The sequence below is a fragment of the Pseudomonas caspiana genome (assembly GCF_002158995.1).
In the GTDB taxonomy this organism is placed as follows: Bacteria; Pseudomonadota; Gammaproteobacteria; order Pseudomonadales; family Pseudomonadaceae; genus Aquipseudomonas; species Aquipseudomonas caspiana.
In genome coordinates, this window is the sequence record NZ_LOHF01000022.1 from 30283 (window position 1) to 53383 (window position 23101).

Genomic DNA, 23101 nt, shown 5'->3' on the forward strand with positions numbered 1-23101 from the left:
TTATCGCGAGCAAGCTCAGCGCTCCCACAGGGGATTGCATTTCAACCCCAATCGGGGGGAGTTCTTCCTAAAGCTCCGGATCTTGCGCACCGCCGTAAACATCCGACTCTTTATAAAGGTCATGGGCATGCCGCACCAGGACCATGATCACCGCCGCCACCGGCAGCGCCAGCAGGATACCGGTGAAGCCGAACAGCTCACCGCCTGCAAGGATCGCGAAGATCACCGCCACCGGATGCAGGCCGATGCGATCGCCGACCAGCAATGGCGTGAGCACCATACCCTCAAGCGCCTGACCGACCATGAACACTGCCGCAATACCCAGCAGCGGATACAGGTCACCACCAAACTGGAACAACCCTGCGACCAGCGCTGCGCCGATACCGATCACAAACCCCATATAAGGCACGATGGCGGCCAGACCGGCGATAACCCCGATCAACAGCCCCAACTCCAGCCCTACCAGCATCAGGCCCGCTGCGTAGATAACGCCGAGGCCAACCATGACCAGCAACTGCCCGCGAATAAACGCGCCCAGCACTTCATGACATTCGCCCGCCAGCTTGACGACCTGTTCTTCGCGATGGCGCGGCAGCAGGCTGCGAATCTTGGCCATCATCACGTCCCAGTCCCGCAGCAGGTAGAAACACACCACCGGGATCAGCACCAGATTGGTGATCCAGCCGATCAACGCGAGGCTGGAAGCGGTTGCTCTGGACAATACAGCGCTGACGATATCGCCAGTCTGGCCCATGTGTTCGGATATCGCCGCTTTGACCTTGTCGAACTTCCAGAAGCCGTCGGCCAGACCGAATTTGGTCTGTACCCACGGCAACGCAGTGTGCTGCAACCAGTCCAGCATCTGTGGCGCCAGCTCATACAAACGGAACAACTGCTTGGCGAGCATTGGCACCAGAATCAACAACAAGCCCATCAGAATCAAAGTGAACAAGCCGAACACGGCCACCACACTCAATGTGCGTGACAAGCCCAGTTTTTCCAGCTTGTCGGTCAGTGGGTCGCCCATGTAGGCCAACAACAGCGCCACCAGAAAAGGGGTCAGGATCCCGTGCAGTAAAAATACAAACAGGAACAGCAGAACAATCCCGCCAATCCAGAACCAGCGCCGTGTGTCAGTCATCAAAGTCCCTCGACTACTAATAGAGATGTCATGCGTGCTTACCAGCGGAAGTAAATTTGCGGTGCCGCAGCTGGCGCGATTGTCGGCCCGGGAGCCTGAACCGCTGCTGTAGCGTCAACCGGTGCCGGTGCAGCCTGCTCTGGTGCAACCACAGGCGCTGCTGCCGGAGCCGGTGCAGCCTCGGATGCCGGAATTTCCTGCAGCTTGGCCAGAGACAATTGCGAGCGCAGTTGCTCGGCGCTGCCGTTTACTTCGTAAATAATGCGATCGCCCTCAACTTGTTTCAGACGCGCGCCAAACGGTTCAAGTAACTGCATCAGTTGCGCATAGCGTTCCAGGTTCATGCCTTGTACCTGCATCAACAGGCCGCTTGAGGCTCCTGGTTTGGTCACAAAGCGCGGCGCCAGTCGTTCGCTGACCGCCAGCAACACGGCATCAGCCAAAGCCTCGGAACTGGCTGCGGTCGCGGAGCCCTGCTCGCGCTTATCACCCATCCACAACCGCCATTTGCCCTGCCACTGCCCGGCCTCTTCCTTGGCGTGCACGGCCAGCAAGGCATCCGCGCCGTAACGCTCCGACGCCTGCTTCAAAGCGGTGGGATCGGTGCCTTCAATATTTTTTGCAGTCCCAACGCCCTGCTCCTCGAGGTCAGCCAGGGGCAGACGCAGCGGTAAAGCGCGATGCTGGGCTGCACGACGCAAAGGCTCTGCAGAAGACTGACCGTCGCCGACCAGATTGGAGCCTTCGGTTGCGTCATTCAGCCACCAGCCAAGAATGGACGGCCGATTGCTGCCCCACAGCGAATAGCCGGCCTGACGCAATGCACGGTCAGTACTGGCCGGATCGAAATCCACGAGCAAGGTTTCCGGTGGCCCGGCGTCGTAGCCGTACTGGCTGATGATCTGCTGCGGATCCTTGCGCAACTCGGCCAGCGATGAGCTCTGCGGAGCACGAGCATCACCGGTCAGGCGCAGGACCATGGTTTCCAGCGCCGCCTGAGTGGCACGGGTGCGCTCGTCAGGGGTCTGGCCACTGACCGGCTCGCGGACTTGATAAAGATTATTAACGGTTTCAGCGAAGCTCGGCAGACTGAGCACTGACAGGCAGCCGGCTAAAAACAGATTCGAAAGACGCATGGACAGTTCCCGAACGGAAAAAAGCGGCAAGACAAGAAACCGCGTCGAATGGCTGGCATGAGTGAGACCGCAAAAACGACCAAACACTCACATTCAGCACGAAGGCTACACCTTATAGAGGCGGCATCGAACCGGACAGCACACTGACACACAGTTTTTTTGCTTTCAATGCGCCAGCCCGTCGGCCTAAGGATGGCCGGTAAGGCCCAAGCCTGATAAAATCGCGCGCCTTCGCAGACTGGCGATGGTGGCGGCCCGAAAACTGGATACAGCTTTTCAGAGGCCCCGCTGTTTCGGTCGATCCCCCGAATCCCCCCTAAAGGCCTGGATTATGAGCAAGCAACCCTCCCTGAGCTACAAAGACGCCGGTGTAGACATCGACGCCGGTGAAGCATTGGTCGAACGCATCAAGAGCGTCGCCAAGCGCACCAAGCGGCCGGAAGTCATGGGCGGCCTGGGTGGCTTCGGCGCCCTCTGCGAAATCCCGGCTGGCTACAAACAGCCTGTACTGGTTTCCGGTACCGACGGCGTCGGCACCAAACTGCGTCTGGCGCTGAACCTGAACAAACACGACACCATCGGCATCGATCTGGTCGCCATGTGCGTCAACGATCTGGTGGTGTGCGGCGCCGAGCCGCTGTTCTTCCTGGACTACTACGCCACCGGCAAACTCAACGTCGACACCGCTGCCGACGTAGTGACCGGCATTGGCGCTGGCTGCGAACTGGCGGGTTGCTCGCTGGTGGGCGGCGAAACCGCTGAAATGCCTGGCATGTACGAAGGCGAAGACTACGATCTGGCTGGCTTCTGCGTCGGCGTCGTAGAAAAGGCCGAGATCATCGACGGTTCTAAAGTCGCTGCCGGTGATGCTCTGCTCGCCCTGCCGTCTTCCGGCCCGCACTCCAACGGCTACTCGCTGATCCGCAAGATCATCGAAGTCGCAGGTGCCGACATCGAAAACATCCAGCTCGAAGGCAAACCGCTGACCGAGCTGCTGATGGCCCCGACCCGCATCTACGTTAAGCCTCTGCTCAAGCTGATCAAGGACACTGGCGCTGTCAAAGCCATGGCCCACATCACTGGCGGTGGTCTGCTGGACAACATCCCGCGCGTTCTGCCGGCCGGTGCCCAGGCGGTAGTCGACGTTGCAAGCTGGCAGCGTCCAGCGGTGTTCGACTGGCTGCAGCAGCAAGGCAACGTCGCTGAAAACGAAATGCACCGCGTGCTGAACTGCGGCGTCGGCATGGTGATCTGCGTGGCTCAAGAGCACGTTGAAACCGCGCTGAATGTATTGCGCGAAGCGGGCGAGCAGCCTTGGGTTATCGGCCAGATCGCCAACGCTGCCGAAGGCGCTGCGCAAGTCGAGCTGAAGAACCTCAAGGCGCACTGATGCCCGCATCCTGTGATGTAGTGGTGCTGCTTTCCGGCACCGGCGGCAATCTGCAAGCCATGATTGACAGCTTCAAGGGCGGTGACCACCCCGCCCGCATCCGCGCGGTGATTTCCAACCGCGCCGATGCCTTCGGTTTGCAGCGCGCCAGGGACGCGGGTATCGACACCCGCATCCTTGACCACAAGGATTACGACGGCCGCGAGGCATTCGATGCCGCGCTGATCGAAGTGATCGATACCTTCCAGCCCAAGCTGGTTGTCCTCGCCGGATTCATGCGCATCCTGACCGCTGGTTTCGTCCGGCACTATCAGGGACGCCTGCTGAACATCCACCCTTCCCTGCTTCCTCTCTATAAAGGCTTGCACACCCATCAACGGGTGCTGGATGCTGGCGACGCCGAGCATGGTTGTACCGTGCACTTCGTCACCGAGGAACTCGACGGAGGGCCACTGGTCGTACAGGCAGTGATTTCAGTGGCGCCCGACGATACGCCGCGCACCCTTGCGCAGCGTGTTCATATTCAGGAACACCACATTTACCCACTGGCCATTCGCTGGTTTGCCGAGGGCCGCTTGAGCCTTGGCACAGAAGGCGCATTATTGGACGGGCAGTTGATCGCCGCCAATGGCCACTTGATTCGAACCTAGGAGATATTATGCGTCGCGCTTTGCTGTTCGCTTTCGCTCTGCTCGCATTGCCTGCCACCCAGGCCGCAGACCTGCAACCATTCTCCGCCAGCTACACCGCCGACTGGAAACAGCTGCCCATGAGCGGCACGGCCGAACGCAGCCTGACCTCCGGCCCGAACGGTGTCTGGACCCTGAATTTCAAAGCTTCCATGATGATCGCCAGCCTGAGTGAAGTCAGCACGCTGAAGGTCGACAAGGACACCATGCTGCCGCAGACCTACAACTTCGAGCGTGGCGGTCTGGGCAAATCCAAGAAAGTTGACCTGGCGTTTGACTGGTCCACCAAGTTCATCACCGGCAGTGATCGTGGCGATGCCATCAAGCTGCCTTTGAACCGTGGCGTTCTGGACAAATCCACTTATCAACTGGCCCTGCAACACGATGTGGCGGCTGGCAAGAAGACCATGACCTATCAAGTCGTCGACGGTGACGAGATTGATACCTATGACTTCCGCGTGCTGGGCTCCGAGAAGGTCGCCACTAAGGCGGGCCAGATCGACGCCATCAAGGTCGAGCGCGTGCGCGACCCGACACAAAGCAAGCGCATTACCGTGCTCTGGTTCGCCAAGGATTGGGACTACCTGCTGGTTCGCCTGCAACAGGTCGAAACCGACGGCAAGGAATACAACATCATGCTGCTGGACGGCACGGTGAATGGCAAAGCGGTCAAAGGCAGCTGATAGTGGCCCGACTGCAATAAAAAAGCCCCGCCATCGTGCGGGGCTTTTTTGTGCTCGTGAAAGCCCGGACAGTCAGATCGCGCTCTGTCTGTAGGAGTGAGCTTGCTCGCGATAAAAATTCATCAACTCAAAAAACTTCGCCTGATGAAACACTATCGCGAGCAAGCTCACTCCTACCGAAAACAACCACATGAAATAATCTTCATTTACCTGACAGACCCGCTGTAGCCCTGATAAATCAAGGCCTCCAGCATCCCGCCCGCTGCCGCAACCGAACATGAAAAAAACCAACTATTTACGTAGCGAGCTAACAAATTCTATAACTGAGGCCTGCGACAGATCGCCGCAGTCCAAGTCAGGAGTTTGAATCATGACCGTAACCGTAACTGAACGCGACGACGCCCATATCTCCCATGAGAGCATTGCCGATGGCATTCAAATCTGGGACGTCCACCAGCAGGATCAGCTGGTTGGCATGTTTCACGTCGAGTCCGATGCACAGCGTTACAAGATGGAACTCGAAGCACAGGAAAACCAGCGCAGTCAGTAATCCGCAACATCAGAATCGCCTTAAAAACAAAACCCGCACTTGGCGGGTTTTGTTTGGTTACGAGTCAGATCACCACATCAGATCATCAGGGATCTTGTAAGCCGCGTACGGATCATCGCCGTCGGCTTTCTCTTCAGTTGGCTCGCTGAGCATCACGATACGACGCGGGTCGCGCTCCTGAATCTTCAGCGCCGCCTCACGTGGGATAACTTCGTAACCCCCGCCATGACTGACGATCGCCAGCGAACCGTTGCTCAGCTTGCTGCGCATCAGGTTGTTGACCGACAGGCGCTTGACCTTCTTGTCGTCGACGAAGTTGTAGTAGTCCTCGGTGGTCAGCTTGGGCAGGCGCGACGACTCGATCAATTGCTTGACCTGGGCGGCACGGGCCTTCTGCTCGACCTTCTCCTGCTGCTGACGATTGAGCTCCTGATCGCGTTTGACCTTCTCGGCCGCAGCTTCCTGGGCAGCACGCTTTTGCGAGTCGTCGATTTCAATCTGACCCTTGTGCGCCAGACGCTGTTCTTTCTGTTTGTCCTTGCTGACCTGCTTGGCCTGCTTTTGGTTGACCAGGCCAGCCTTGAGTAACTGATCGCGAAGGGAAATGCTCATTGTCTACTCACTTATGCAGATGCAGCGGGCTCAGCCACAGCTGGGCGCGTTCTTTTCCTGACGTTTGGCTTCGCCCCACAGGGCGTCCATTTCTTCGAGGGTGCAATCTTCCATGGGACGCTGGGTGTCGCGCAATGCCTGTTCGATAAATCGGAAGCGGCGCTCGAATTTGCGGTTGGCAGCGCGCAGGGCATTTTCAGGATCAACCTTGAGATGCCGAGCCAGATTAACCGCCGCGAACAACAGGTCTCCGACTTCCTCTTCGATGCCCGCAGCGTCGTTGTCAGCCATGGCTTCCAACACTTCATCAAGCTCTTCGCGGACATTGTCGACCACAGGCAAGGCTGAAGGCCAGTCGAAACCTACCTGCGAGGCACGTTTTTGCAACTTGGCGGCACGGGAAAGTGCAGGCAACACGGCCGGCACGTCATCAAGCAGTGACAATTGCTCGGGCGCCCTGGCCTTACCGGCACGCTCCTGAGCCTTGATGTCTTCCCAGCGCTGCTTGACCTCTTCGTCATTCAAGCGTGGGGTTTCCAGCGGCGCATACAAATCGCCGGTGGGGAAAACATGGGGATGACGACGAATCAGTTTGCGCGTGATGCCATCGATCACGCCATCAAACTCGAATCGCCCTTCTTCCCTGGCCAATTGGCTGTAATAAACCACCTGAAACAGCAAATCGCCCAACTCGCCCTTGAGATCATCGAAGTCACCACGTTCAATGGCGTCGGCCACTTCGTAAGCCTCTTCAAGGGTATGCGGCACGATGCTGGCGTAATTCTGCTGCACGTCCCACGGGCAACCGTATTTCGGGTCACGCAGACGGGCCATGAGGTGGAGCAGATCCTGGAGTGTGTACATGGAGGCCCCAATTCAGTCGTACTGCCACCGATAGGAGCGAACTTGTTCGCGAGGCAACCTTCCTGGATACACAGGTCCATCGCCTCGCGAACAAGTTCGCGCCTACCGGTGCAAGCACGATTACGGCGTTCTGTTTCGCCGCGTCTCGATAATGTTCGGCAACTGCGAGATCCGCCCCAACAACCGGCCCAGCGCATCCAGCCCTGGAATCTCGATGGTCAGCGACATCAATGCGGTGTTGTCTTCCTTGTTCGAGCGTGTGTTGACCGCCAGAACGTTGATCCGCTCGTTGAGCAGGATCTGGGACACGTCGCGCAACAAACCCGAGCGGTCGTACGCACGGATGATGATGTCCACCGGATAGGTGAGCACTGGCACCGGGCCCCAACTGACTTGAATGATCCGCTCCGGCTCGCGACCGCCCAACTGCAATACCGAGGCGCAGTCCTGACGGTGAATGCTCACGCCACGGCCTTGGGTGATATAGCCGACAATGGCATCGCCCGGCAACGGCTGGCAGCAACCGGCCATTTGCGTCATCAGGTTGCCGACGCCCTGGATCTGAATATCGCCGCGCTTGCCAGGCTTGTAGCCAGTGGCTTTGCGCGGGATAAGTTCCAGTTGCTCGTTGCCGCGTTCCGGCTCGACCAGTTGTTGCGCCAGATTGACCAGTTGAGTCAGACGCAGATCGCCCGCACCCAACGCCGCGTACATGTCATCAGCGGCACGCATGTTGGCTTTTTCGGCCAACCGCTCGTGATCCACCGCAGGCAGGGCCAGACGCGCCAGCTCACGTTCAAGCAAGGTTCGACCGGCCGCAACGTTCTGGTCACGCGCCTGCAATTTGAACCAGTGAACAATCTTCGCCCGCGCCCGGGACGTGGTGATGTAACCCAGGTTCGAGTTCAGCCAGTCGCGGCTCGGCGTGCCTTGCTTGCTGGTAATGATCTCGACCTGCTCACCGGTCTGCAGGCTGTAGTTGAGCGGCACGATACGGCCGTTGATCTTCGCGCCTCGGCAGTTATGGCCGATTTCGGTGTGTACCCGATACGCGAAGTCCAGCGGCGTGGCGCCCTTGGGCAAGTCGATGGCATGACCGTCCGGGGTGAAGACATAGACACGGTCTGGCTCGATGTCGACGCGCAGCTGTTCAGCCAGCCCGCCGATATCACCCAGTTCTTCGTGCCATTCCAGTACCTGACGCAGCCAGGAGATTTTCTCTTCGTAATGATTGGAGCTGGACTTAACGTCGGTACCCTTATAGCGCCAGTGAGCGCAGACGCCCAGCTCGGCCTCTTCGTGCATGGCATGGGTGCGAATCTGCACTTCCAGTACCTTGCCCTCCGGCCCGATAACCGCAGTGTGCAGCGAGCGATAGCCGTTTTCCTTGGGGTTGGCGATGTAATCGTCAAACTCCTTGGGAATGTGCCGCCACAAGGTGTGCACGATACCCAGCGCGGTGTAGCAGTCGCGCATCTCCGGAACCAGCACGCGCACGGCGCGAACGTCGTAGATCTGGCTGAAATCCAGACCTTTGCGCTGCATTTTGCGCCAGATGGAATAAATGTGTTTGGCCCGACCACTGATATCGGCCTTGACGCCGGTGGCCAGCAGTTCGTTGTCCAGTTGCGACATCACTTCGCTGATGAAACGCTCGCGATCAAGACGACGCTCATGCAGCAACTTGGCGATCTGCTTGTATTGCTCAGGCTCCAGGTAGCGGAAGGACAAATCCTCCAGCTCCCATTTGATGTGACCAATACCGAGCCGGTGGGCCAGCGGCGCATAGATATCGAAAACTTCACGGGCAACCCGGTTGCGTTTTTCTTCGTCGGCGTTCTTCACCGCACGAATCGCACACGTACGCTCAGCCAGCTTGATCAACGCAACGCGAACGTCGTCGACCATCGCCACCAGCATCTTGCGCAGGTTTTCCACCTGAACCTGAGTGCCCAACACCAAGGACTGGCGCGGACTAAGACTCGCACTGATCGCTGCCATGCGCAGCACGCCGTCGATCAGCCGGGCAACCGTTGAACCGAAGCGCTGCTCGACATCGTGCAAAGGGATTTTGCCTTCGCGCACCCCACGATACAGAACCGCTGCAACCAGCGAATCCTGATCGAGCTTGAGATCGGCGAGGATCTCGGCGATTTCCAGCCCCGTATGAAAACTGGAGGTACCTTCGGCCCAGAGGTTCTTCGCAGCGTTGTCCTGTTGCTCGGCTTGCCGAACAAACTCGCAGGCCTCTTTCAGGGCCTGTCGATCCACTATGAGGTCGACGCTGACCACGTGATCAAGCCATGCGTCGAGATTGATACTGCCGTCTGTGTTTATCGGCTGGTGCGCTCTCACCTGTACCATGTTGCTTACCTTCCCTAAGGCGCGATGAATAGCGCCTACAGTCGCTGACCTTCTTGAGCGAACACTCCTTGCCGGGCAAGCAAGGACTGGTGTTCGCGGGTCAGTCGGATTAAACGAGACTCCGTGTAAACAGCCGACTCGATTCCTTGGGCCGCTGCTTACTTACTCGCTTCAAATAACGCCATGGCCTCGACATGTGCCGTCTGTGGAAACATATCGAGGATACCGGCACGTTTTAATCTGTAGCCCTGACTGAGCAATTCGACAGTGTCGCGAGCCAAAGTTGCCGGATTACATGAAACATAAAGTAACCGCCGGGCACCTAACGTCTTCAGCTTGCGCACCACTTCAAAAGCACCGTCACGCGGCGGGTCCAGAAGCACCGCAGTAAAGCCTTGTGCTGCCCATTCCGCCTTATCCAGGGGCTGCGAAAGATCCGCCTGAAAAAATGCCACGTTGTGTAGATCATTACTCATTGCGTTGCAGGTGGCACGCTCGACCATGGTCGCAACCCCTTCGACCGCCACCACCTCTTTGACCGTTTTCGCCAACGGCAGGGCAAAATTGCCTAGCCCGCAAAACAGATCCAGTACCCGCTCATCGGCCTGAGGTGCCAACCACTCCAGCGCCTGTTCGATCATCGCAGTGTTGACCGCTGCGTTGACCTGAATGAAATCTCCCGGCCGATACGCCAGCTCCAGATCCCAAGGCTCCAATCGATAGCCCAGAGATTGCGAAGCCTCTACCGGCTGCGGATCACCGTCCCCATGCAACCATAGTTGTGCGTCATGAGCATGGCAAAATGCTTTCAAATTGTTGAGATCAGCATCCGCCAACGGCGCAGTATGTCGGACCAATACCGCACTTGAGGTCCCCCAGAACAACTCGACGTGACCCAGCACCTGAGGCTTGCTGAAGCTTTTCAGCACGCCCGGCAGTTGCATCATGATCGGTTGCAAGGCCTGTACCAGCACCGGGCATTCGTCGATGGCGACGATGTCCTGGCTGGCAGCGGCGCGGAATCCCACATCAAGCCTCTTCGCCTTGATGTCCCAGCGTACGGCGACCCGGGCGCGCCTGCGGTAGGCGAACTCCGGGCCGGTCAACGGCGCTGCCCATTGCTCTGGTTCAACACCCGCGACACGCTGCAACTGCTCCGCCAGCATGCGCTGTTTCAGGGCAAGCTGCTCAGTGTGGGGCACGTGCTGCACGCTGCAGCCACCGCAGCGACCGAAGTGCGCACACGGCGCCGGACGACGCATCGCGCTGCCGTTAAAAACACGCTCGGTGCGAGCTTCAACGATCTTGCCGTGGGCATTGAGCACCCGCGCTTCGACTTCCTCGCCAGCAAGGCTGCCCGCGACAAACCAGGTCTTGCCTTCGAAAAACGCGATACCACGCCCGTCGTTTGCCAGGCGTTCAATAGTCAGCCGCTGTTTTTTTCCGGTCGGAATCTGGTTGGTCCGGGTACCGCCTGCTGGTTGGAAGCGCAGGCCTCTTTCATGTTTGGCCATCAGTTGGGCGCGTCGTAAACGCCGGTCGACAAGTAACGGTCGCCACGGTCACAAATGATCGCGACCATGACCGCATTTTCGACTTCACGGGACAGACGCAACATGCCCGCTACCGCACCGCCCGAGGACACGCCGCAGAAGATGCCTTCTTCGCGGGCCAGACGGCGCATGGTGTCTTCGGCTTCGATCTGGGCCATATCGACGATGCGATCAACCCGGTCAGCCTGATAGATGCGCGGCAGATACTCTTCCGGCCAGCGACGAATGCCAGGAATCGCCGCACCTTCCATCGGTTGCAGGCCGACGATCTGCACATTCGGGTTCTGTTCTTTGAGGTAACGCGAGACACCCATGATGGTGCCCGTGGTGCCCATGGAACTGACGAAATGGGTGATAGTGCCGCCCGTCTGCTGCCAGATTTCCGGGCCAGTGCTGGTGTAATGCGCTTGCGGGTTATCACCGTTGGCGAACTGATCAAGGACCTTGCCGCGACCTTCATTCTGCATCCGCTCAGCCAGGTCGCGGGCACCTTCCATGCCCTCTTCCTTGCTGACCAGAATCAGCTCGGCGCCGTAGGCGGTCATTGCCGCCTTGCGCTCGGCACTGGAGTTGTCCGGCATGATCAGGACCATCTTGTAACCCTTGATCGCCGCGGCCATGGCCAGGGCGATACCAGTGTTACCAGAGGTCGCTTCAATCAGGGTGTCGCCAGGGTGAATCTGGCCACGCAGTTCGGCACGGGTAATCATCGACAACGCAGGACGATCCTTGACCGAACCGGCAGGGTTGTTTCCCTCCAGTTTGAGCAGGAGCGTATTGCTGGTATTACCCGCGATGCGCTGCAGGCGCACAAGCGGGGTGTTGCCGACGCAATCGGCAATGGTTGGGTACTGCAGGGTCATGGCGTATTCGCAATCCAGACTGCGGGGGCGCCTATCATAACGGCAAACGCCTAAAGCCCATATCACGCAAAGTGCGGGACTTATCGCCAAATGGAATAACGCATAACCCGTGATGCAAGCCACCCTTCGCCCGGTACGGGTATTATGCGGCCATTAGACTCGATCAAATGGCTACACTGGCCTGACATCTGCCAACCTCAAGCCGCGTGACGCTCACCGGCCACCTGGCTCGCTGGAGAAACAAGTGTGCTGAAGAAGCTGGGTATTAAAGGCCGCGTCCTGCTGCTGACCATCGTGCCGGCCATCCTGATGGCGATACTGCTCGGGGGGTATTTCACCTGGATGCAGTTGCATGACTTGCAGGCGCAACTACTGCAGCGTGGCGAAATGATCGCTCAGGAGCTGGCTCCGCTCGCAGCGCCAGCGCTCGGCCGCAGTGACACGGGCCTTCTTGAGCGCATTGCCGTCCAGACGCTGGAGCAGAACGACGTGCGTTCGGTGTCGTTCCTCAGCGCAGATCGGGAAGTGCTCGCCCATGCCGGGCCAAGCATGATCAATCCCGCGCCCGAGGGTAACAGCAGCAAATTACTGCAGCGCACCGGCAACGACGCAACCCGTTACCTGTTACCGGTACTCGGTCGTCAGCGCCATCTGACCAGCGAGGTCATCCCCGATGAAGCCGACCGCCTGCTGGGCTGGGTCGAAGTAGAGCTGACCCATAGCGGCACCCTGCTGCGCGGTTATCGCAGCATGTTCTTCAGCCTGTTGCTGATTCTGGCCGGGATGGGCCTGACCGCGGTGCTCGCGCTACGCATGAGCCGCACCATCAACGGCCCCATCAGCCTGATCAAACAAGCCGTTTCGCAACTCAAGGACGGCAACCTGGAAACCCGCTTGCCACCTTTGGGCAGTCTGGAACTCGACGAACTGGCTTCTGGCATCAACCGCATGGCTTCCACGCTGCAAAACGCTCAGGAAGAATTGCAGCACAGCATCGAGCAGGCCACCGAAGACGTTCGGCAGAACCTGGAGACCATTGAAATCCAGAACATCGAGCTAGACCTTGCGCGCAAAGAAGCGCTGGAGGCGAGCCGGATCAAGTCCGAATTCCTGGCCAACATGAGTCACGAAATTCGCACCCCGCTCAACGGCATTCTCGGATTTACCCATTTACTGCAAAAAAGCGAACTCACGCCGCGCCAGTACGATTACCTGGGCACCATCGAAAAGTCAGCCGACAGCCTGCTGGGCATCATCAACGAAATTCTCGACTTCTCGAAAATCGAGGCGGGCAAACTGGTCCTCGACAATGTGCCGTTCAACCTGCGCGACCTGCTGCAAGACACCCTGACCATCCTCGCCCCCGCCGCCCATGCCAAGCAATTGGAGCTGGTCAGTCTGGTGTACCGCGACACGCCGCTGTCGCTACTCGGTGACCCGCTACGCTTGAAACAGATCATGACCAACCTCGTCAGCAACGCCATAAAATTCACCCGCGAAGGCACCATCGTCGCCCGGGCCATGGTCGAAGACGAAAACGATGACAGCGCGCAGTTGCGCATCAGCGTGCAGGACACCGGCATCGGACTTTCCAGTCAGGACGTGCGCGCCTTGTTTCAGGCCTTCAGTCAGGCTGACAATTCATTGTCCAGACAGCCCGGAGGTACGGGCCTGGGTCTGGTGATTTCCAAGCGGTTGATCGAGCAGATGGGGGGCGAGATCGGCGTCGACAGCGAGCCCGGCGAAGGTTCCGAATTCTGGATCAGCCTGCGCCTGCCCAAAGCCCGGGACGACATCGAAGACCTGCCTGCCCTGCCCTTGCAAGGGCTGCGGGTCGCGGTACTGGAACATCATGACCTGGCCCGTCAGGCGCTTGAACACCAACTGGAAGACTGTGGTTTGCAGACCCTGGTGTTCAATAATCTGGAAAACCTGCTCAACGGCGTCACTGCCGCGCATCAGACTCCAGCAGCCATCAGCCTTGCGGTCTTGGGCATCACCGCGCACGAACTGCCACCAGAACGCTTGCGCCAGAACATCTGGGACCTGGAAAACCTCGGCTGCAAAGTCCTGGTCCTTTGCCCGACCACTGAGCAGGCGCTGTTCCAGCTCGCAGTCCCGGACATCTATACCCAGTTGCAGGCCAAACCGGCCTGCACCCGCAAACTGCGTCGCGCCCTGTGCGAGCTGATCAGCCCTCGAACCCAGCGCAGCGATGCCGCCGAGCCACTGTCGAGCCGGCCGCCGCGTCTGCTCTGTGTGGATGACAACCCGGCCAACCTGCTGTTGGTGCAGACGCTACTGGAAGACATGGGCGCCGAAGTCACCGCCGTCGATAGCGGCTACGCGGCACTGCATGCCGTGCAGAGCGAAACTTTCGATCTGGTGCTGATGGACGTGCAAATGCCAGGTATGGACGGCCGGCAGACCACCGAAGCGATCCGCGCCTGGGAAACCGAGCGCCAAAGCTCCTCGTTGCCTATCGTCGCGCTGACCGCCCACGCCATGGCCAACGAAAAGCGCGCTCTGCTGCAAAGCGGTATGGACGATTATCTGACCAAGCCCATCAGCGAACGGCAACTGGCGCAAGTGGTGCTGAAGTGGACCGGCCTGGCCTTGCGTAATCAGACTCCGGAGCGCAAGGTCGAAAGCAGCCACCGTGGCGTCGACCTGTCTGTGCTTGACCACGACGAAGGATTAAGACTGGCCGCAGGCAAACCCGACCTGGCCGCGGACATGCTGGCCATGCTGCTTGCTTCACTGGATGGCGACCGTGAAGCGATTCACGCCGCCCGTGAGAGCGACGATCGGGAAACCCTGCTCGAACGCGTGCATCGTCTGCATGGCGCAACCCGATACTGTGGAGTTCCGCAATTACGTGCTGCATGTCAACGCAGCGAAACGCTACTCAAGCAAAATGCACCGCAAGTCCACGAGGCATTGGACGAACTGGAATCGGCGATGAAACGCCTGGCGGATGAAGCGCGAGTGAGTGCCTGATCTGACGGGTGTGATCCCGTTCTCCATGACACCGCGCTGCTCGCGCCAAACATAGGACCTGTAGGAGCGCACGAGCACCGGGAAGCCGCGATGGCGGTTTATCAGACAGACCGCTATCGCTGCCTCGCGGTGCTCTTGAGCGCCTACAGGATCCGGCACATCCCCAACACTACAAGGAACCGTAGATGCGCACTCTGATCTTCAGCAGCCAGACTTACGACCGCGAGAGCTTTCTTGCCGCGCGCCTGCCAGCCAATCTTCAACTGCACTTCCAACCCGCGCGTCTCACGCCGGAAACGGCTGCGCTGGCGGACGGCCATGAAGTCGTATGCGCGTTCATCAATGATGACCTCAGCGCCCCGGTGCTGGAGCGTCTGGCTGCAGGCGGCACTCGCCTGATTGCCTTGCGTTCGGCGGGTTATAACCATGTCGACCTGCCGACCGCACAAAGGCTGGGAATCAGCGTCGTGCGGGTGCCAGCCTACTCGCCTCACGCCGTGGCCGAGCACGCGGTCGCGTTGATTCTGGCTCTCAACCGTCGCCTGCATCGCGCCTACAACCGCACCCGTGACGGCGACTTCAGCCTGCATGGCCTGACTGGTTTTGATCTGGTGGGCAAAACCGTCGGTATCGTCGGCACCGGGCAGATTGGCGCGACCTTCGCCAAAATCATGTCGGGCTTCGGCTGTGAACTACTGGCTTACGACCCCTTCCCCAACCCTCAAGTCCAGGCCCTCGGCGCACGTTATTTAAGCCTCGACGAATTACTGCAACAGTCGCAAATCATCAGCCTCCACTGCCCGCTGACCCCGCAGACCCGGCACCTGATCAACGCTCAATCGCTGGCGACCATGCAGCGCGGTGCCATGCTGATTAATACCGGACGCGGCGCACTGGTTGACACTCCGGCACTCAGCGAAGCCTTGAAAAGCGGTCAGCTTGGCTATCTGGGGCTGGATGTTTACGAAGAAGAAGCGCTGCTGTTTTTCGAGGACCGCTCCGATCATCCGCTGCAAGACGATGTGCTGGCGCGTCTGCTGACTTTCCCCAATGTGATCGTGACCGCTCATCAGGCTTTTCTGACCCACGAAGCCCTCGGAGCTATCGCGCAGACCACGCTGGACAACATCCACGCCTGGGCAAGCGGTACACCGCACAATCTGGTCGCAAGTTAGCGAAGGGAGAAATGCCACAACTGCGTGATAGGATGCGCGCAATTTGGAGGACCTCATGGCCGAACACGATTTTCGCTACAGCATGCTCAACCCGCAACACACCCTGACCGAGTGCCGCACCCTGGCACCGGGCCGCTACCAAGTGACCGGCAACGGCGGTTCGATTCACGATCGTGACGAACTGCTGGTGACCATCAAAGGCAGCAAAACCCTGCACATGCGCCTGCAGGTCGAGAAGGTCCGCCACCTGATCAACCCGCCTGGCCAGTGGATCGCTGTGGCCAAAGGGCCGGTCTTCGACGAACTGGCCATCCATCAGTGGAAGGTCAATTGCGACAGTTGCGGTGTGGTCCTGGACTTCGAGTTTATGGTCGACGCCAAGGCGGGTGTTGCCGCGCAGAAACCCGCCGCATCAGCGCGCATCGCCGAACTGGGCTGGAAGTCCGAAGGTGAAAAGCATCTGTGCAAGAAGTGCCAGGAGAAAGCTGCATGAAACCGTTTGCCCTGTCAGCACTCGTCGGTGCTGCCTTGCTGGCCGGCTGCGCGACAAAACCGCTGCCGATCAAGCATGACCAGAGTTACGTGCTGGAATGGATCGGCGAACGTCCGCTGATCGACAACAGCCACTTGACCATGACCCTGGGCGCCGATGGCCGCGCGTATGGCAATGCAGGCTGCAACCATTGGTTCGCCTCGTACACCCTGCAAGACGAGACCATCACTTTTGGCGCCGTCGGCAGCACCCGCAAAATGTGCGCCCCGGCGTTAATGGAGCAAGAGCAACGGTTCCTGCAGGCGATGGGCAAAGTCCAGCGCTGGGACATCTCGCCCATCGACCAACTACGCTTGTGGCCTGCGCAAGGCAAGCCGTTGAGGTTTTGGGAAGAGGGTTGAGTCCGCAAGGCACATCTGACACGCCGCTATCCCTGTAGGAGTGAGCTTGCTCGCGATAGCGTCAGGTCAGGCAATAATTTATCTACAGAGAAACCCAATCGCGAGCAAGCTCACTCCTACAGGTCCAATGTTTGCCGTCATACAAGTTGTGCCATTTACACCGGGGCGGCCCTACAGAAAATCAATAACTCAGGTACGTTACCCCTCCCCGCGCAGCGCCTTTAGCTTCGCCGCTACACCTGCTGCGGTCTGTTCGCCCAGCAACTGCTCACGCATCTTGCCCTTGTCATCAATGATGTACGTCACCGGTAATGCCTCGCTTGGCGGCAGGTCGTATTGCGCAGCCGGGTCCTGGGCCAAGACCGTGAACTTGATACCCAGCGCATTACTGGCGGTTTTCAGTTCTTCGCCCTGCAAGTTGTCGAAGTTCACCCCAAGCACCGTCACCTTCTGGTCCTTGAGCTCTTCCGAGAGGTGATTAAGCTCGGGGATTTCTACCCGGCACGGGCCGCACCATTCAGCCCAATAGTTGATCACCAGCCAATGCTTGTCGATGCGGTCGCTGGCAACTTTCTGGCCGTTCTGGTCAGTCCCCAGATCCACGCCACAACCCGCCAGCAACACACTGCCGACCAATGCCACTACCGCTGCCAATCGCCTCGCCATGTTGTTCCTCACATTCATAAAAAATATAACTACCTGATTTGGAATGCTTTTCTGTAGGAGCTCACGAGCTCCGCGAGGCAGCGATGGCGTCCCGTCTGATACACCGCTAGAGCGGCCTCGCGGTGCTCACGAGCTCCCACAGGTCCCGTTTTTGCTCCGCGACAGCGTGGTGTCAGGGCGCCGGGGCGACTCTCATCGAATACTCAAACCTGCGACCGATCACCGCTCGGTGTTTAGCCCTGGTTCTATGGCGGGTAGAATAGCCGCCACCTTAGGCTAGATGCGACCTGCAAATGACCGACCTGACGCTTTATCACAACCCGCGCTGCTCCAAATCACGCGGCGCGCTGGAACTGCTGCAAGCCCGAGGCCTGAGCCCGTCCATCGTGCTGTATCTCGAAACCCCGCCCGACGCCGGGCAACTGCGTGACGTGCTGAGCAAGCTGGGCATCAGTGCCCGCCAACTGCTGCGCACCGGCGAAGACGATTACAAAACCCTCAACCTCGCGGACCAGAGCCTGAGCGACGACGCATTGATCGACGCCATGGTCGCGCATCCCAAACTCATCGAGCGGCCGATTCTGGTTGCCGGTGACAAGGCCGTCATCGGCCGCCCACCAGAAAACGTCCTGGAGCTTTTGCCATGAGCACCCCGTACATCCTGGTCCTGTTTTACAGCCGCAACGGCTCAACCAGCGAAATGGCCCGGCAGATTGCCCGTGGTATCGAATTGGGCGGCATGGAAGCGCGTCTGCGCACCGTGCCTGCGATCTCCACCGAGTGCGAGTCCGTGGCGCCGAGCATTCCGGAAAGTGGCGCGCTGTACGCGACGCTGGATGATTTGAAGAACTGCGCGGGTCTGGCCCTTGGCAGCCCGACGCGCTTCGGCAACATGGCTGCGCCGCTCAAATACTTCCTCGATGGCACCAGCAACCTGTGGCTGACCGGCGCACTGGTGGGCAAACCGGCAAGCGTGTTCACCTCCACCGCCAGCCTGCACGGCGGTCAGGAAACCACCCTGATGTCGATGCTGCTGCCGTTGTTGCACCACGGCATGCTGATCACCGGCCTGCCTTACAGCGAATCGGCACTGGTGGAAACCAGCGGCGGCGGCACACCGTACGGCGCCAGCCACCATGCCGGGCCGGACGGCAAGCGTCCGCTGGACCCACACGAAACTCAACTGTGTCGCGCACTCGGCCAGCGTCTGGCGAAAACCGCCCTGCTGCTGGACCCGTCCCGTGGCTAAAAAACCCAAGGTCCTGCCTGCGCTGGACTGGCTAGAACCGCGAGTGAAGATCAGCCGCCTCATCAGCCTGACGAGCTTTTTCGGGCTGATGGCGCTGCTGAGCATTTATTACCTGTGGATAGCCGACCTGCACGGCGCAAGGCCATGGGTGATCCTGCTGATCGAACTGGTGCCGCTGCTGCTGTTCGCACCGGGGATCATCAGCGGTAGCACACGCGCTCATTCGTGGTTGTGTTTTGTGGTCAATCTGTACTTCATCAAAGGTGCGCTGGCGGCTTTCGATCCCAATCGCGCGCTGTTTGGCGTGTTGGAAATGCTCGCCAGTCTGGCCGTATTTGTCAGCGCGCTGCTGTACATCAGATGGACTTTTCAGCGAAACCGCAAACTTGCGGGCGAAGGCCAAGTCTGAGGCTGTACGCATCATTTTCTGGAGCAGTAATGCACGACTACAAATGGCTGAATGAATACTGCCTGAACCGCTTCGGCTCGGCCAAAGCCCTCGAATCACATTTGCCGACACCCAAAACCAGCAAACAACTGCAAGCCATCAGCGACGACCGTTACCTGTCGACCATGGCCTTGCGGGTGTTTCGTGCCGGTTTGAAACACAGCCTGGTGGACGCCAAATGGCCGACCTTCGAAGAAGTGTTCTACCGCTTCGACCCGGAAAAAGTCGTGCTCATGGGCGCAGACCACCTCGAGCGGCTGATGCAGGATGCGCGGATCATTCGCCACCTGGGCAAACTCAAGAGCGTGCCACGCAACGCGCAACTGGTGCTGGACATCGAAAAGGAACACGGCAGCTTCGGCAAATTCATCGCCCAATGGCCGGTGGATGACATCACCGGGCTCTGGCAGTACCTGGCCAAACACGGCAACCAGATGGGCGGGCTCTCTGCGCCACGGTTCCTGCGCATGGTGGGCAAAGACACTTTTATTCCGACCTGGGACGTAGTGGCCGCGCTCAACGCGCAGAAGATCGTCGACAAAGTACCGACCAGCAAACGCGATCAGGCCATCGTCCAGCAGGTATTCAACCAATGGCAAAGCGAAAGCGGCAGGCCGTTGTGCCAGCTGTCAGCGATGCTGGCGTTTACGGTGAATCACTGAGTCCTGTCGCAGCCCCCGTGGGACCGGCTTTAGCCGGGAAGAGGCCGGTACATCCCAAATATATGTATCGTCAGGAATGCCGCCTTCCCGGCTAAAGCCGGTCCCACGTCGTGAATGGGGGTGATTTTAGATATTCACCACATTCACAAACCGCGACGCAGCGGTTTCGTCGATGCGCAGGCTGGTGAAGTCGAACAGGTTGCGGTCAGCAAGCTGTGACGGAATGACATTTTGCAGGCTGCGGAAAATACTGTCGGTACGCCCCGGCGTCTTGCGCTCCCACTCCTGAAGCATGTCCTTGACCACCTGACGCTGCAGATTTTCCTGAGAACCGCACAGGTTGCACGGGATGATCGGGAAGTTCTTGAAGTCGGAATAGGCTTGAATGTCCTTCTCATGGCAGTAAGCCAATGGACGAATCACCACGTTGCGGCCATCGTCGGCGCGAAGTTTTGGCGGCATGGCTTTCAACGAGCCATTGAAGAACATGTTCAGGAAGAACGTCTCGACGATGTCATCGCGGTGATGCCCCAGCGCCATCTTGGTTGCGCCAATCTCATCAGCAAAGGTGTAGAGCGTGCCGCGACGCAGACGTGAACACAGCGAGCACGTCGTCTTGCCTTCCGGGATCAATTCCTTGACCACTGAGTACGTATCTTTCTCGACGATGTGGTACTCGATCCCCAGCGTTTCCAGGTACGCAGGCAGTACATGCTCCGGGAAGCCCGGCTGCTTCTGGTCCATGTTCACCGCAACGATGTCGAACTTGATCGGCGCGACTTTCTGCAAGTGCATCAACACATCGAGCATGGTGTAGCTGTCTTTGCCGCCTGACAGGCAGACCATGACCTTGTCACCCTCTTCAATCATGTTGAAGTCGGCCACGGCTTCGCCCGCCAGGCGACGCAGGCGTTTCTGCAGTTTGTTCTGATTGACTGAAAGGGTGCCCATGGCGCTGGTATCCGGTTGCAATGACAAGGAGAAAAGGCCGGTATTTTACGCATAAATGCCGCGCACGGCTAAGGATCGCTGGTTACTGCCTGAGGTTATTACCAATTGCCTGTACATCGCCAATGACTCTAACAGGCCGGTTTTGGACCATTGGAGGCTTTCTATACTGCTAGATAGCGTGGACGTTGAGCGGCTTCAGTCGGGACCTGGGTAGATATACCCCCGGATTTCGAGGCGCCTGCGGGAACTGCGCTGACTAAAAAGGAAGGAGTACTCCACATGATCCACCACGTCTGGGGACTGTTTACCCATCCCGATCGGGAATGGCAGGAGATCCGTAGCGAGGAAGAAGAAAGCATCAGCCATATGTACCTCACGCATACGCTGATTCTGGCAGCGATCCCGGCAGTGTCGGCGTACATCGGTACCACGCAGATGGGCTGGGTCATTGGTGATCGAGCGCCGGTCATGCTCACCCATGAAAGTGCGATCTGGATGACGATCATGTCGTACATTGCCATGCTCGCCGGTGTCGCGGTGATGGGCGGCTTCATTCACTGGATGGCCCGCACCTATGACGCTACACCGACCCTGGCTCGCTGTATCGCGTTTGCCACCTATACCGCGACGCCGTTGTTCATCGGCGGCCTGGCCGCACTCTACCCACACATGTGGCTGGGCATGCTGATCGGTACGGCGGCCATCTGTTATACGGTTTACCTGTTGTACGTCGGTGTGCCGACCTTCATGAAAGTCCCGGCGGATGAAGGCTTCATGTTCTCCAGTTCGATCCTGGCGGTAGGCCTGGTGGTTTTGGTAGCGATCATGGCGTTTACGGTGGTGCTGTGGGGCATTGGTGTGGGGCCCGAGTACACCAACTGAACGCGGTGCTCGTGCGCTCCTACGGAAAAGTATTTCAAATCAGATAGCTGTTGTTTTGTTTGATGAAAGCTGCCGAAGGCTTCGAAGCGCCTACAGGACATGCGTCTGTGCATGACCATTCGGCAGCTTGAGTTTTCGATACCCGAGCCTTTTACGGCATACTCGGCATCTCTGGAGACCGATGAAGCATGCCCGAGCAACTCAACACCCGTGTCGAAGTCTGTTACCAACAAGCCGAAGCCTTTTTCAAACGCCCTTTCAAACGCCCGGTCGTCAGCCTCAAGCTTCGCGGCCAAAAAGCCGGTGTCGCGCATTTGCATGAGAACATGCTGCGCTTCAACCCTCAGCTCTACCGGGAAAACAGCGAAGACTTTCTGCGCCAGACAGTGGCCCATGAAGTCGCGCACCTGATCGCCCATCAACTGTTCGGTGATCGCATTCAGCCTCACGGTGAAGAATGGCAACTGATCATGCGCGGCGTCTACGAGCTACCACCCAACCGCTGCCACACCTACGCCGTCCAGCGCCGCAGCGTCACGCGCTACATCTACCGCTGCCCCTGCCCGGGAAGTGAATTCCCGTTCTCGGCCCAACGTCACCAAATGGTCCGCAAGGGTCGCCGCTACCTGTGCCGCAGTTGCCGGGAAACGTTGGTATTCAGTGGTGAGACACGGGTGGTGTGAGGTTCTACGCAATTGCGCAGAATCTGTGGGAGCGTGGCTTGCCCGCGATAAGGGCGACCCGGTATAAGCGGCAGACACATTATGGCAAGCAATCCCACTCCTCTACTCGAGAGCCTGGTCTAACTTTGGGTATCACAAGGTAGAAAGGCAGTGGAATGCTATCAACCCGTCAGTCTCGCCAGCTCCGCGTCGGTCGATACAGCGAAAGCGGTCGAATTTATCTAATCACTTCCAATACTCGAGATCGTCAGCCGATATTTGGCGATCTGCGGATAGGGCGCCTTTTGACCCGTTAGTTCATGGAAGCCGAGCGCGACGGTCTTGTCCAATCGCTGGCATGGGTAGTGATGCCTGACCATTTCCACTGGTTACTCGAACTGAAGAGTGGCTCATTGAGTCAGGCAGTCGGGCGTACAAAGTCCCTGACGTGCGCAGCGGTAAATGCTGCACAAGGGCGCACGGGTAGTATCTGGCAGCAAGGTTTTCATGACCGTGCCGTTCAACGTGATGAGGATCTAAAGGCGTTGGCGCGCTATGTCGTAATGAACCCGGTGCGCGCAGGCTTGGTCAAGCGGATTGGTAATTATCCGCTTTGGGACGCTGTCTGGATTTAGTTGCTCCTGAGACCGAGTCGTCCTTATCGCGG

Annotated in this window: 23 protein-coding genes and 1 pseudogene; 15 read left to right on the forward strand and 9 right to left on the reverse strand. The window is 58.7% G+C overall.

The window, feature by feature from the left end; translation table 11 throughout:
- Nucleotides 1-67: 67 nt before the first annotated feature.
- On the reverse strand, nt 68-1141 hold the full coding sequence (locus AUC60_RS21400) for an AI-2E family transporter (protein ID WP_087272380.1): 1074 nt from the start codon (nt 1139-1141) through the stop codon (nt 68-70).
- A 38-nt stretch (nt 1142-1179) separates the two neighbouring features.
- Nucleotides 1180-2277: a DUF2066 domain-containing protein gene (locus AUC60_RS21405; protein WP_087272383.1), complete on the reverse strand. Its 1098-nt coding sequence runs from the start codon at nt 2275-2277 to the stop codon at nt 1180-1182.
- 331 nt (nt 2278-2608) lie between these two features.
- Between AUC60_RS21405 and purM the strand changes: the two genes are divergently transcribed.
- From purM to AUC60_RS21425, 4 genes are all read left to right on the forward strand, one after another.
- Entirely contained in the window at nt 2609-3667 is a 1059-nt protein-coding gene (gene purM / locus AUC60_RS21410) for a phosphoribosylformylglycinamidine cyclo-ligase (protein ID WP_087272386.1), read from the forward strand.
- Nucleotides 3667-4317, forward strand: a complete 651-nt coding sequence (purN, locus tag AUC60_RS21415) for a phosphoribosylglycinamide formyltransferase (protein WP_087272388.1) — start codon at nt 3667-3669, stop codon at nt 4315-4317. The genes purM and purN overlap by 1 nt, the downstream gene beginning before the upstream one ends.
- 8 nt (nt 4318-4325) lie before the next feature.
- Entirely contained in the window at nt 4326-5039 is a 714-nt protein-coding gene (locus tag AUC60_RS21420; protein WP_087272392.1) for a DUF3108 domain-containing protein, read from the forward strand.
- A gap of 370 nt (nt 5040-5409) precedes the next feature.
- The gene (locus AUC60_RS21425) at nt 5410-5589 is read left to right on the forward strand and encodes a hypothetical protein (protein ID WP_087272395.1); all 180 of its coding nucleotides are present in this window, start codon (nt 5410-5412) and stop codon (nt 5587-5589) included.
- 69 nt (nt 5590-5658) lie between these two features.
- On the opposite strand, the gene AUC60_RS21430 is transcribed toward AUC60_RS21425, so the two are convergent.
- The 5 genes from AUC60_RS21430 to cysM all read right to left on the reverse strand — a co-directional run bounded on the left by AUC60_RS21430 (nt 5659) and on the right by cysM (nt 11845).
- Nucleotides 5659-6201 (reverse strand): DUF2058 domain-containing protein, encoded by a 543-nt coding sequence (locus tag AUC60_RS21430; RefSeq protein WP_027899229.1) that lies wholly within the window; start codon nt 6199-6201, stop codon nt 5659-5661.
- 30 nt (nt 6202-6231) lie between these two features.
- Complete coding sequence (gene mazG / locus AUC60_RS21435) at nt 6232-7065, reverse strand: nucleoside triphosphate pyrophosphohydrolase (protein ID WP_087272398.1); 834 nt, start codon at nt 7063-7065, stop codon at nt 6232-6234.
- 120 nt (nt 7066-7185) lie between these two features.
- Nucleotides 7186-9429: a GTP diphosphokinase gene (gene relA / locus AUC60_RS21440; RefSeq protein WP_087272401.1), complete on the reverse strand. Its 2244-nt coding sequence runs from the start codon at nt 9427-9429 to the stop codon at nt 7186-7188.
- A gap of 158 nt (nt 9430-9587) precedes the next feature.
- A complete protein-coding gene (gene rlmD / locus AUC60_RS21445) occupies nt 9588-10943 on the reverse strand; it encodes a 23S rRNA (uracil(1939)-C(5))-methyltransferase RlmD (RefSeq protein ID WP_087272404.1) in 1356 nt (451 codons plus the stop codon).
- A complete protein-coding gene (cysM, locus tag AUC60_RS21450) occupies nt 10943-11845 on the reverse strand; it encodes a cysteine synthase CysM (protein ID WP_087272408.1) in 903 nt (300 codons plus the stop codon). The genes rlmD and cysM overlap by 1 nt, the downstream gene beginning before the upstream one ends.
- Before the next feature lie 246 nt (nt 11846-12091).
- Between cysM and AUC60_RS21455 the strand changes: the two genes are divergently transcribed.
- From AUC60_RS21455 to AUC60_RS21470, 4 genes are all read left to right on the forward strand, one after another.
- Nucleotides 12092-14845 (forward strand): response regulator, encoded by a 2754-nt coding sequence (locus tag AUC60_RS21455; protein WP_087272411.1) that lies wholly within the window; start codon nt 12092-12094, stop codon nt 14843-14845.
- Between the two features lie 185 nt (nt 14846-15030).
- Nucleotides 15031-16020: a 2-hydroxyacid dehydrogenase gene (locus AUC60_RS21460; RefSeq protein WP_087272414.1), complete on the forward strand. Its 990-nt coding sequence runs from the start codon at nt 15031-15033 to the stop codon at nt 16018-16020.
- Between the two features lie 55 nt (nt 16021-16075).
- A complete protein-coding gene (locus AUC60_RS21465; protein ID WP_087272417.1) occupies nt 16076-16513 on the forward strand; it encodes a hypothetical protein in 438 nt (145 codons plus the stop codon).
- Nucleotides 16510-16914 (forward strand): META domain-containing protein, encoded by a 405-nt coding sequence (locus AUC60_RS21470; RefSeq protein ID WP_087272420.1) that lies wholly within the window; start codon nt 16510-16512, stop codon nt 16912-16914. Before AUC60_RS21465 ends, AUC60_RS21470 begins: the two co-directional genes overlap by 4 nt.
- A gap of 198 nt (nt 16915-17112) precedes the next feature.
- Here the strand turns inward: AUC60_RS21470 and AUC60_RS21475 are convergent, their stop codons facing one another.
- Entirely contained in the window at nt 17113-17580 is a 468-nt protein-coding gene (locus AUC60_RS21475; protein ID WP_087272425.1) for a TlpA family protein disulfide reductase, read from the reverse strand.
- Between the two features lie 293 nt (nt 17581-17873).
- On the opposite strand from AUC60_RS21475, the gene arsC reads away from it, so the two are divergent.
- From arsC to AUC60_RS21495, 4 genes are read left to right on the forward strand one after another with little or no spacing between them, the layout of a single operon-like run.
- Nucleotides 17874-18227, forward strand: coding sequence for an arsenate reductase (glutaredoxin) (gene arsC, locus AUC60_RS21480; RefSeq protein WP_087272428.1), 354 nt, complete (start codon nt 17874-17876; stop codon nt 18225-18227).
- A complete protein-coding gene (gene wrbA / locus AUC60_RS21485) occupies nt 18224-18829 on the forward strand; it encodes an NAD(P)H:quinone oxidoreductase (RefSeq protein WP_087272431.1) in 606 nt (201 codons plus the stop codon). Before arsC ends, wrbA begins: the two co-directional genes overlap by 4 nt.
- The gene (locus tag AUC60_RS21490) at nt 18822-19238 is read left to right on the forward strand and encodes a DUF2069 domain-containing protein (protein WP_087272435.1); all 417 of its coding nucleotides are present in this window, start codon (nt 18822-18824) and stop codon (nt 19236-19238) included. Before wrbA ends, AUC60_RS21490 begins: the two co-directional genes overlap by 8 nt.
- Before the next feature lie 29 nt (nt 19239-19267).
- Nucleotides 19268-19939, forward strand: coding sequence for a DNA-3-methyladenine glycosylase I (locus AUC60_RS21495; protein ID WP_087272438.1), 672 nt, complete (start codon nt 19268-19270; stop codon nt 19937-19939).
- A 126-nt stretch (nt 19940-20065) separates the two neighbouring features.
- On the opposite strand, the gene ttcA is transcribed toward AUC60_RS21495, so the two are convergent.
- Nucleotides 20066-20890, reverse strand: coding sequence for a tRNA 2-thiocytidine(32) synthetase TtcA (gene ttcA / locus AUC60_RS21500; RefSeq protein WP_087272440.1), 825 nt, complete (start codon nt 20888-20890; stop codon nt 20066-20068).
- Nucleotides 20891-21169: 279 nt separating this feature from the next.
- Here ttcA and AUC60_RS21505 point away from each other — a divergent pair, with 279 nt between their 5' ends.
- The 3 genes and pseudogenes from AUC60_RS21505 to AUC60_RS21515 all read left to right on the forward strand — a co-directional run bounded on the left by AUC60_RS21505 (nt 21170) and on the right by AUC60_RS21515 (nt 23069).
- Nucleotides 21170-21772 carry a Yip1 family protein gene (locus AUC60_RS21505; RefSeq protein ID WP_087272443.1) on the forward strand — a complete coding sequence of 201 codons (603 nt, stop codon included), beginning with the start codon at nt 21170-21172 and terminating at the stop codon, nt 21770-21772.
- A 188-nt stretch (nt 21773-21960) separates the two neighbouring features.
- A complete protein-coding gene (locus tag AUC60_RS21510) occupies nt 21961-22455 on the forward strand; it encodes a SprT family zinc-dependent metalloprotease (protein WP_087272446.1) in 495 nt (164 codons plus the stop codon).
- A 155-nt stretch (nt 22456-22610) separates the two neighbouring features.
- Nucleotides 22611-23069: pseudogene (locus AUC60_RS21515) on the forward strand (REP-associated tyrosine transposase).
- Nucleotides 23070-23101: the final 32 nt, after the last annotated feature.

Bases quoted from the DNA above. Each gene is read 5' to 3' on its own strand.
- AUC60_RS21400 (WP_087272380.1), bottom strand. From the start codon at position 1,141: ATGACTGACACACGGCGCTGGTTCTGGATTGGCGGGATTGTTCTGCTG.
- AUC60_RS21405 (WP_087272383.1), bottom strand. From the start codon at position 2,277: ATGCGTCTTTCGAATCTGTTTTTAGCCGGCTGCCTGTCAGTGCTCAGT.
- purM (WP_087272386.1), top strand. From the start codon at position 2,609: ATGAGCAAGCAACCCTCCCTGAGCTACAAAGACGCCGGTGTAGACATC.
- purN (WP_087272388.1), top strand. From the start codon at position 3,667: ATGCCCGCATCCTGTGATGTAGTGGTGCTGCTTTCCGGCACCGGCGGC.
- AUC60_RS21420 (WP_087272392.1), top strand. From the start codon at position 4,326: ATGCGTCGCGCTTTGCTGTTCGCTTTCGCTCTGCTCGCATTGCCTGCC.
- AUC60_RS21425 (WP_087272395.1), top strand. From the start codon at position 5,410: ATGACCGTAACCGTAACTGAACGCGACGACGCCCATATCTCCCATGAG.
- AUC60_RS21430 (WP_027899229.1), bottom strand. From the start codon at position 6,201: ATGAGCATTTCCCTTCGCGATCAGTTACTCAAGGCTGGCCTGGTCAAC.
- mazG (WP_087272398.1), bottom strand. From the start codon at position 7,065: ATGTACACACTCCAGGATCTGCTCCACCTCATGGCCCGTCTGCGTGAC.
- relA (WP_087272401.1), bottom strand. From the start codon at position 9,429: ATGGTACAGGTGAGAGCGCACCAGCCGATAAACACAGACGGCAGTATC.
- rlmD (WP_087272404.1), bottom strand. From the start codon at position 10,943: ATGGCCAAACATGAAAGAGGCCTGCGCTTCCAACCAGCAGGCGGTACC.
- cysM (WP_087272408.1), bottom strand. From the start codon at position 11,845: ATGACCCTGCAGTACCCAACCATTGCCGATTGCGTCGGCAACACCCCG.
- AUC60_RS21460 (WP_087272414.1), top strand. From the start codon at position 15,031: ATGCGCACTCTGATCTTCAGCAGCCAGACTTACGACCGCGAGAGCTTT.
- AUC60_RS21465 (WP_087272417.1), top strand. From the start codon at position 16,076: ATGGCCGAACACGATTTTCGCTACAGCATGCTCAACCCGCAACACACC.
- AUC60_RS21470 (WP_087272420.1), top strand. From the start codon at position 16,510: ATGAAACCGTTTGCCCTGTCAGCACTCGTCGGTGCTGCCTTGCTGGCC.
- AUC60_RS21475 (WP_087272425.1), bottom strand. From the start codon at position 17,580: ATGGCGAGGCGATTGGCAGCGGTAGTGGCATTGGTCGGCAGTGTGTTG.
- arsC (WP_087272428.1), top strand. From the start codon at position 17,874: ATGACCGACCTGACGCTTTATCACAACCCGCGCTGCTCCAAATCACGC.
- wrbA (WP_087272431.1), top strand. From the start codon at position 18,224: ATGAGCACCCCGTACATCCTGGTCCTGTTTTACAGCCGCAACGGCTCA.
- AUC60_RS21495 (WP_087272438.1), top strand. From the start codon at position 19,268: ATGCACGACTACAAATGGCTGAATGAATACTGCCTGAACCGCTTCGGC.
- ttcA (WP_087272440.1), bottom strand. From the start codon at position 20,890: ATGGGCACCCTTTCAGTCAATCAGAACAAACTGCAGAAACGCCTGCGT.
- AUC60_RS21505 (WP_087272443.1), top strand. From the start codon at position 21,170: ATGATCCACCACGTCTGGGGACTGTTTACCCATCCCGATCGGGAATGG.
- AUC60_RS21510 (WP_087272446.1), top strand. From the start codon at position 21,961: ATGCCCGAGCAACTCAACACCCGTGTCGAAGTCTGTTACCAACAAGCC.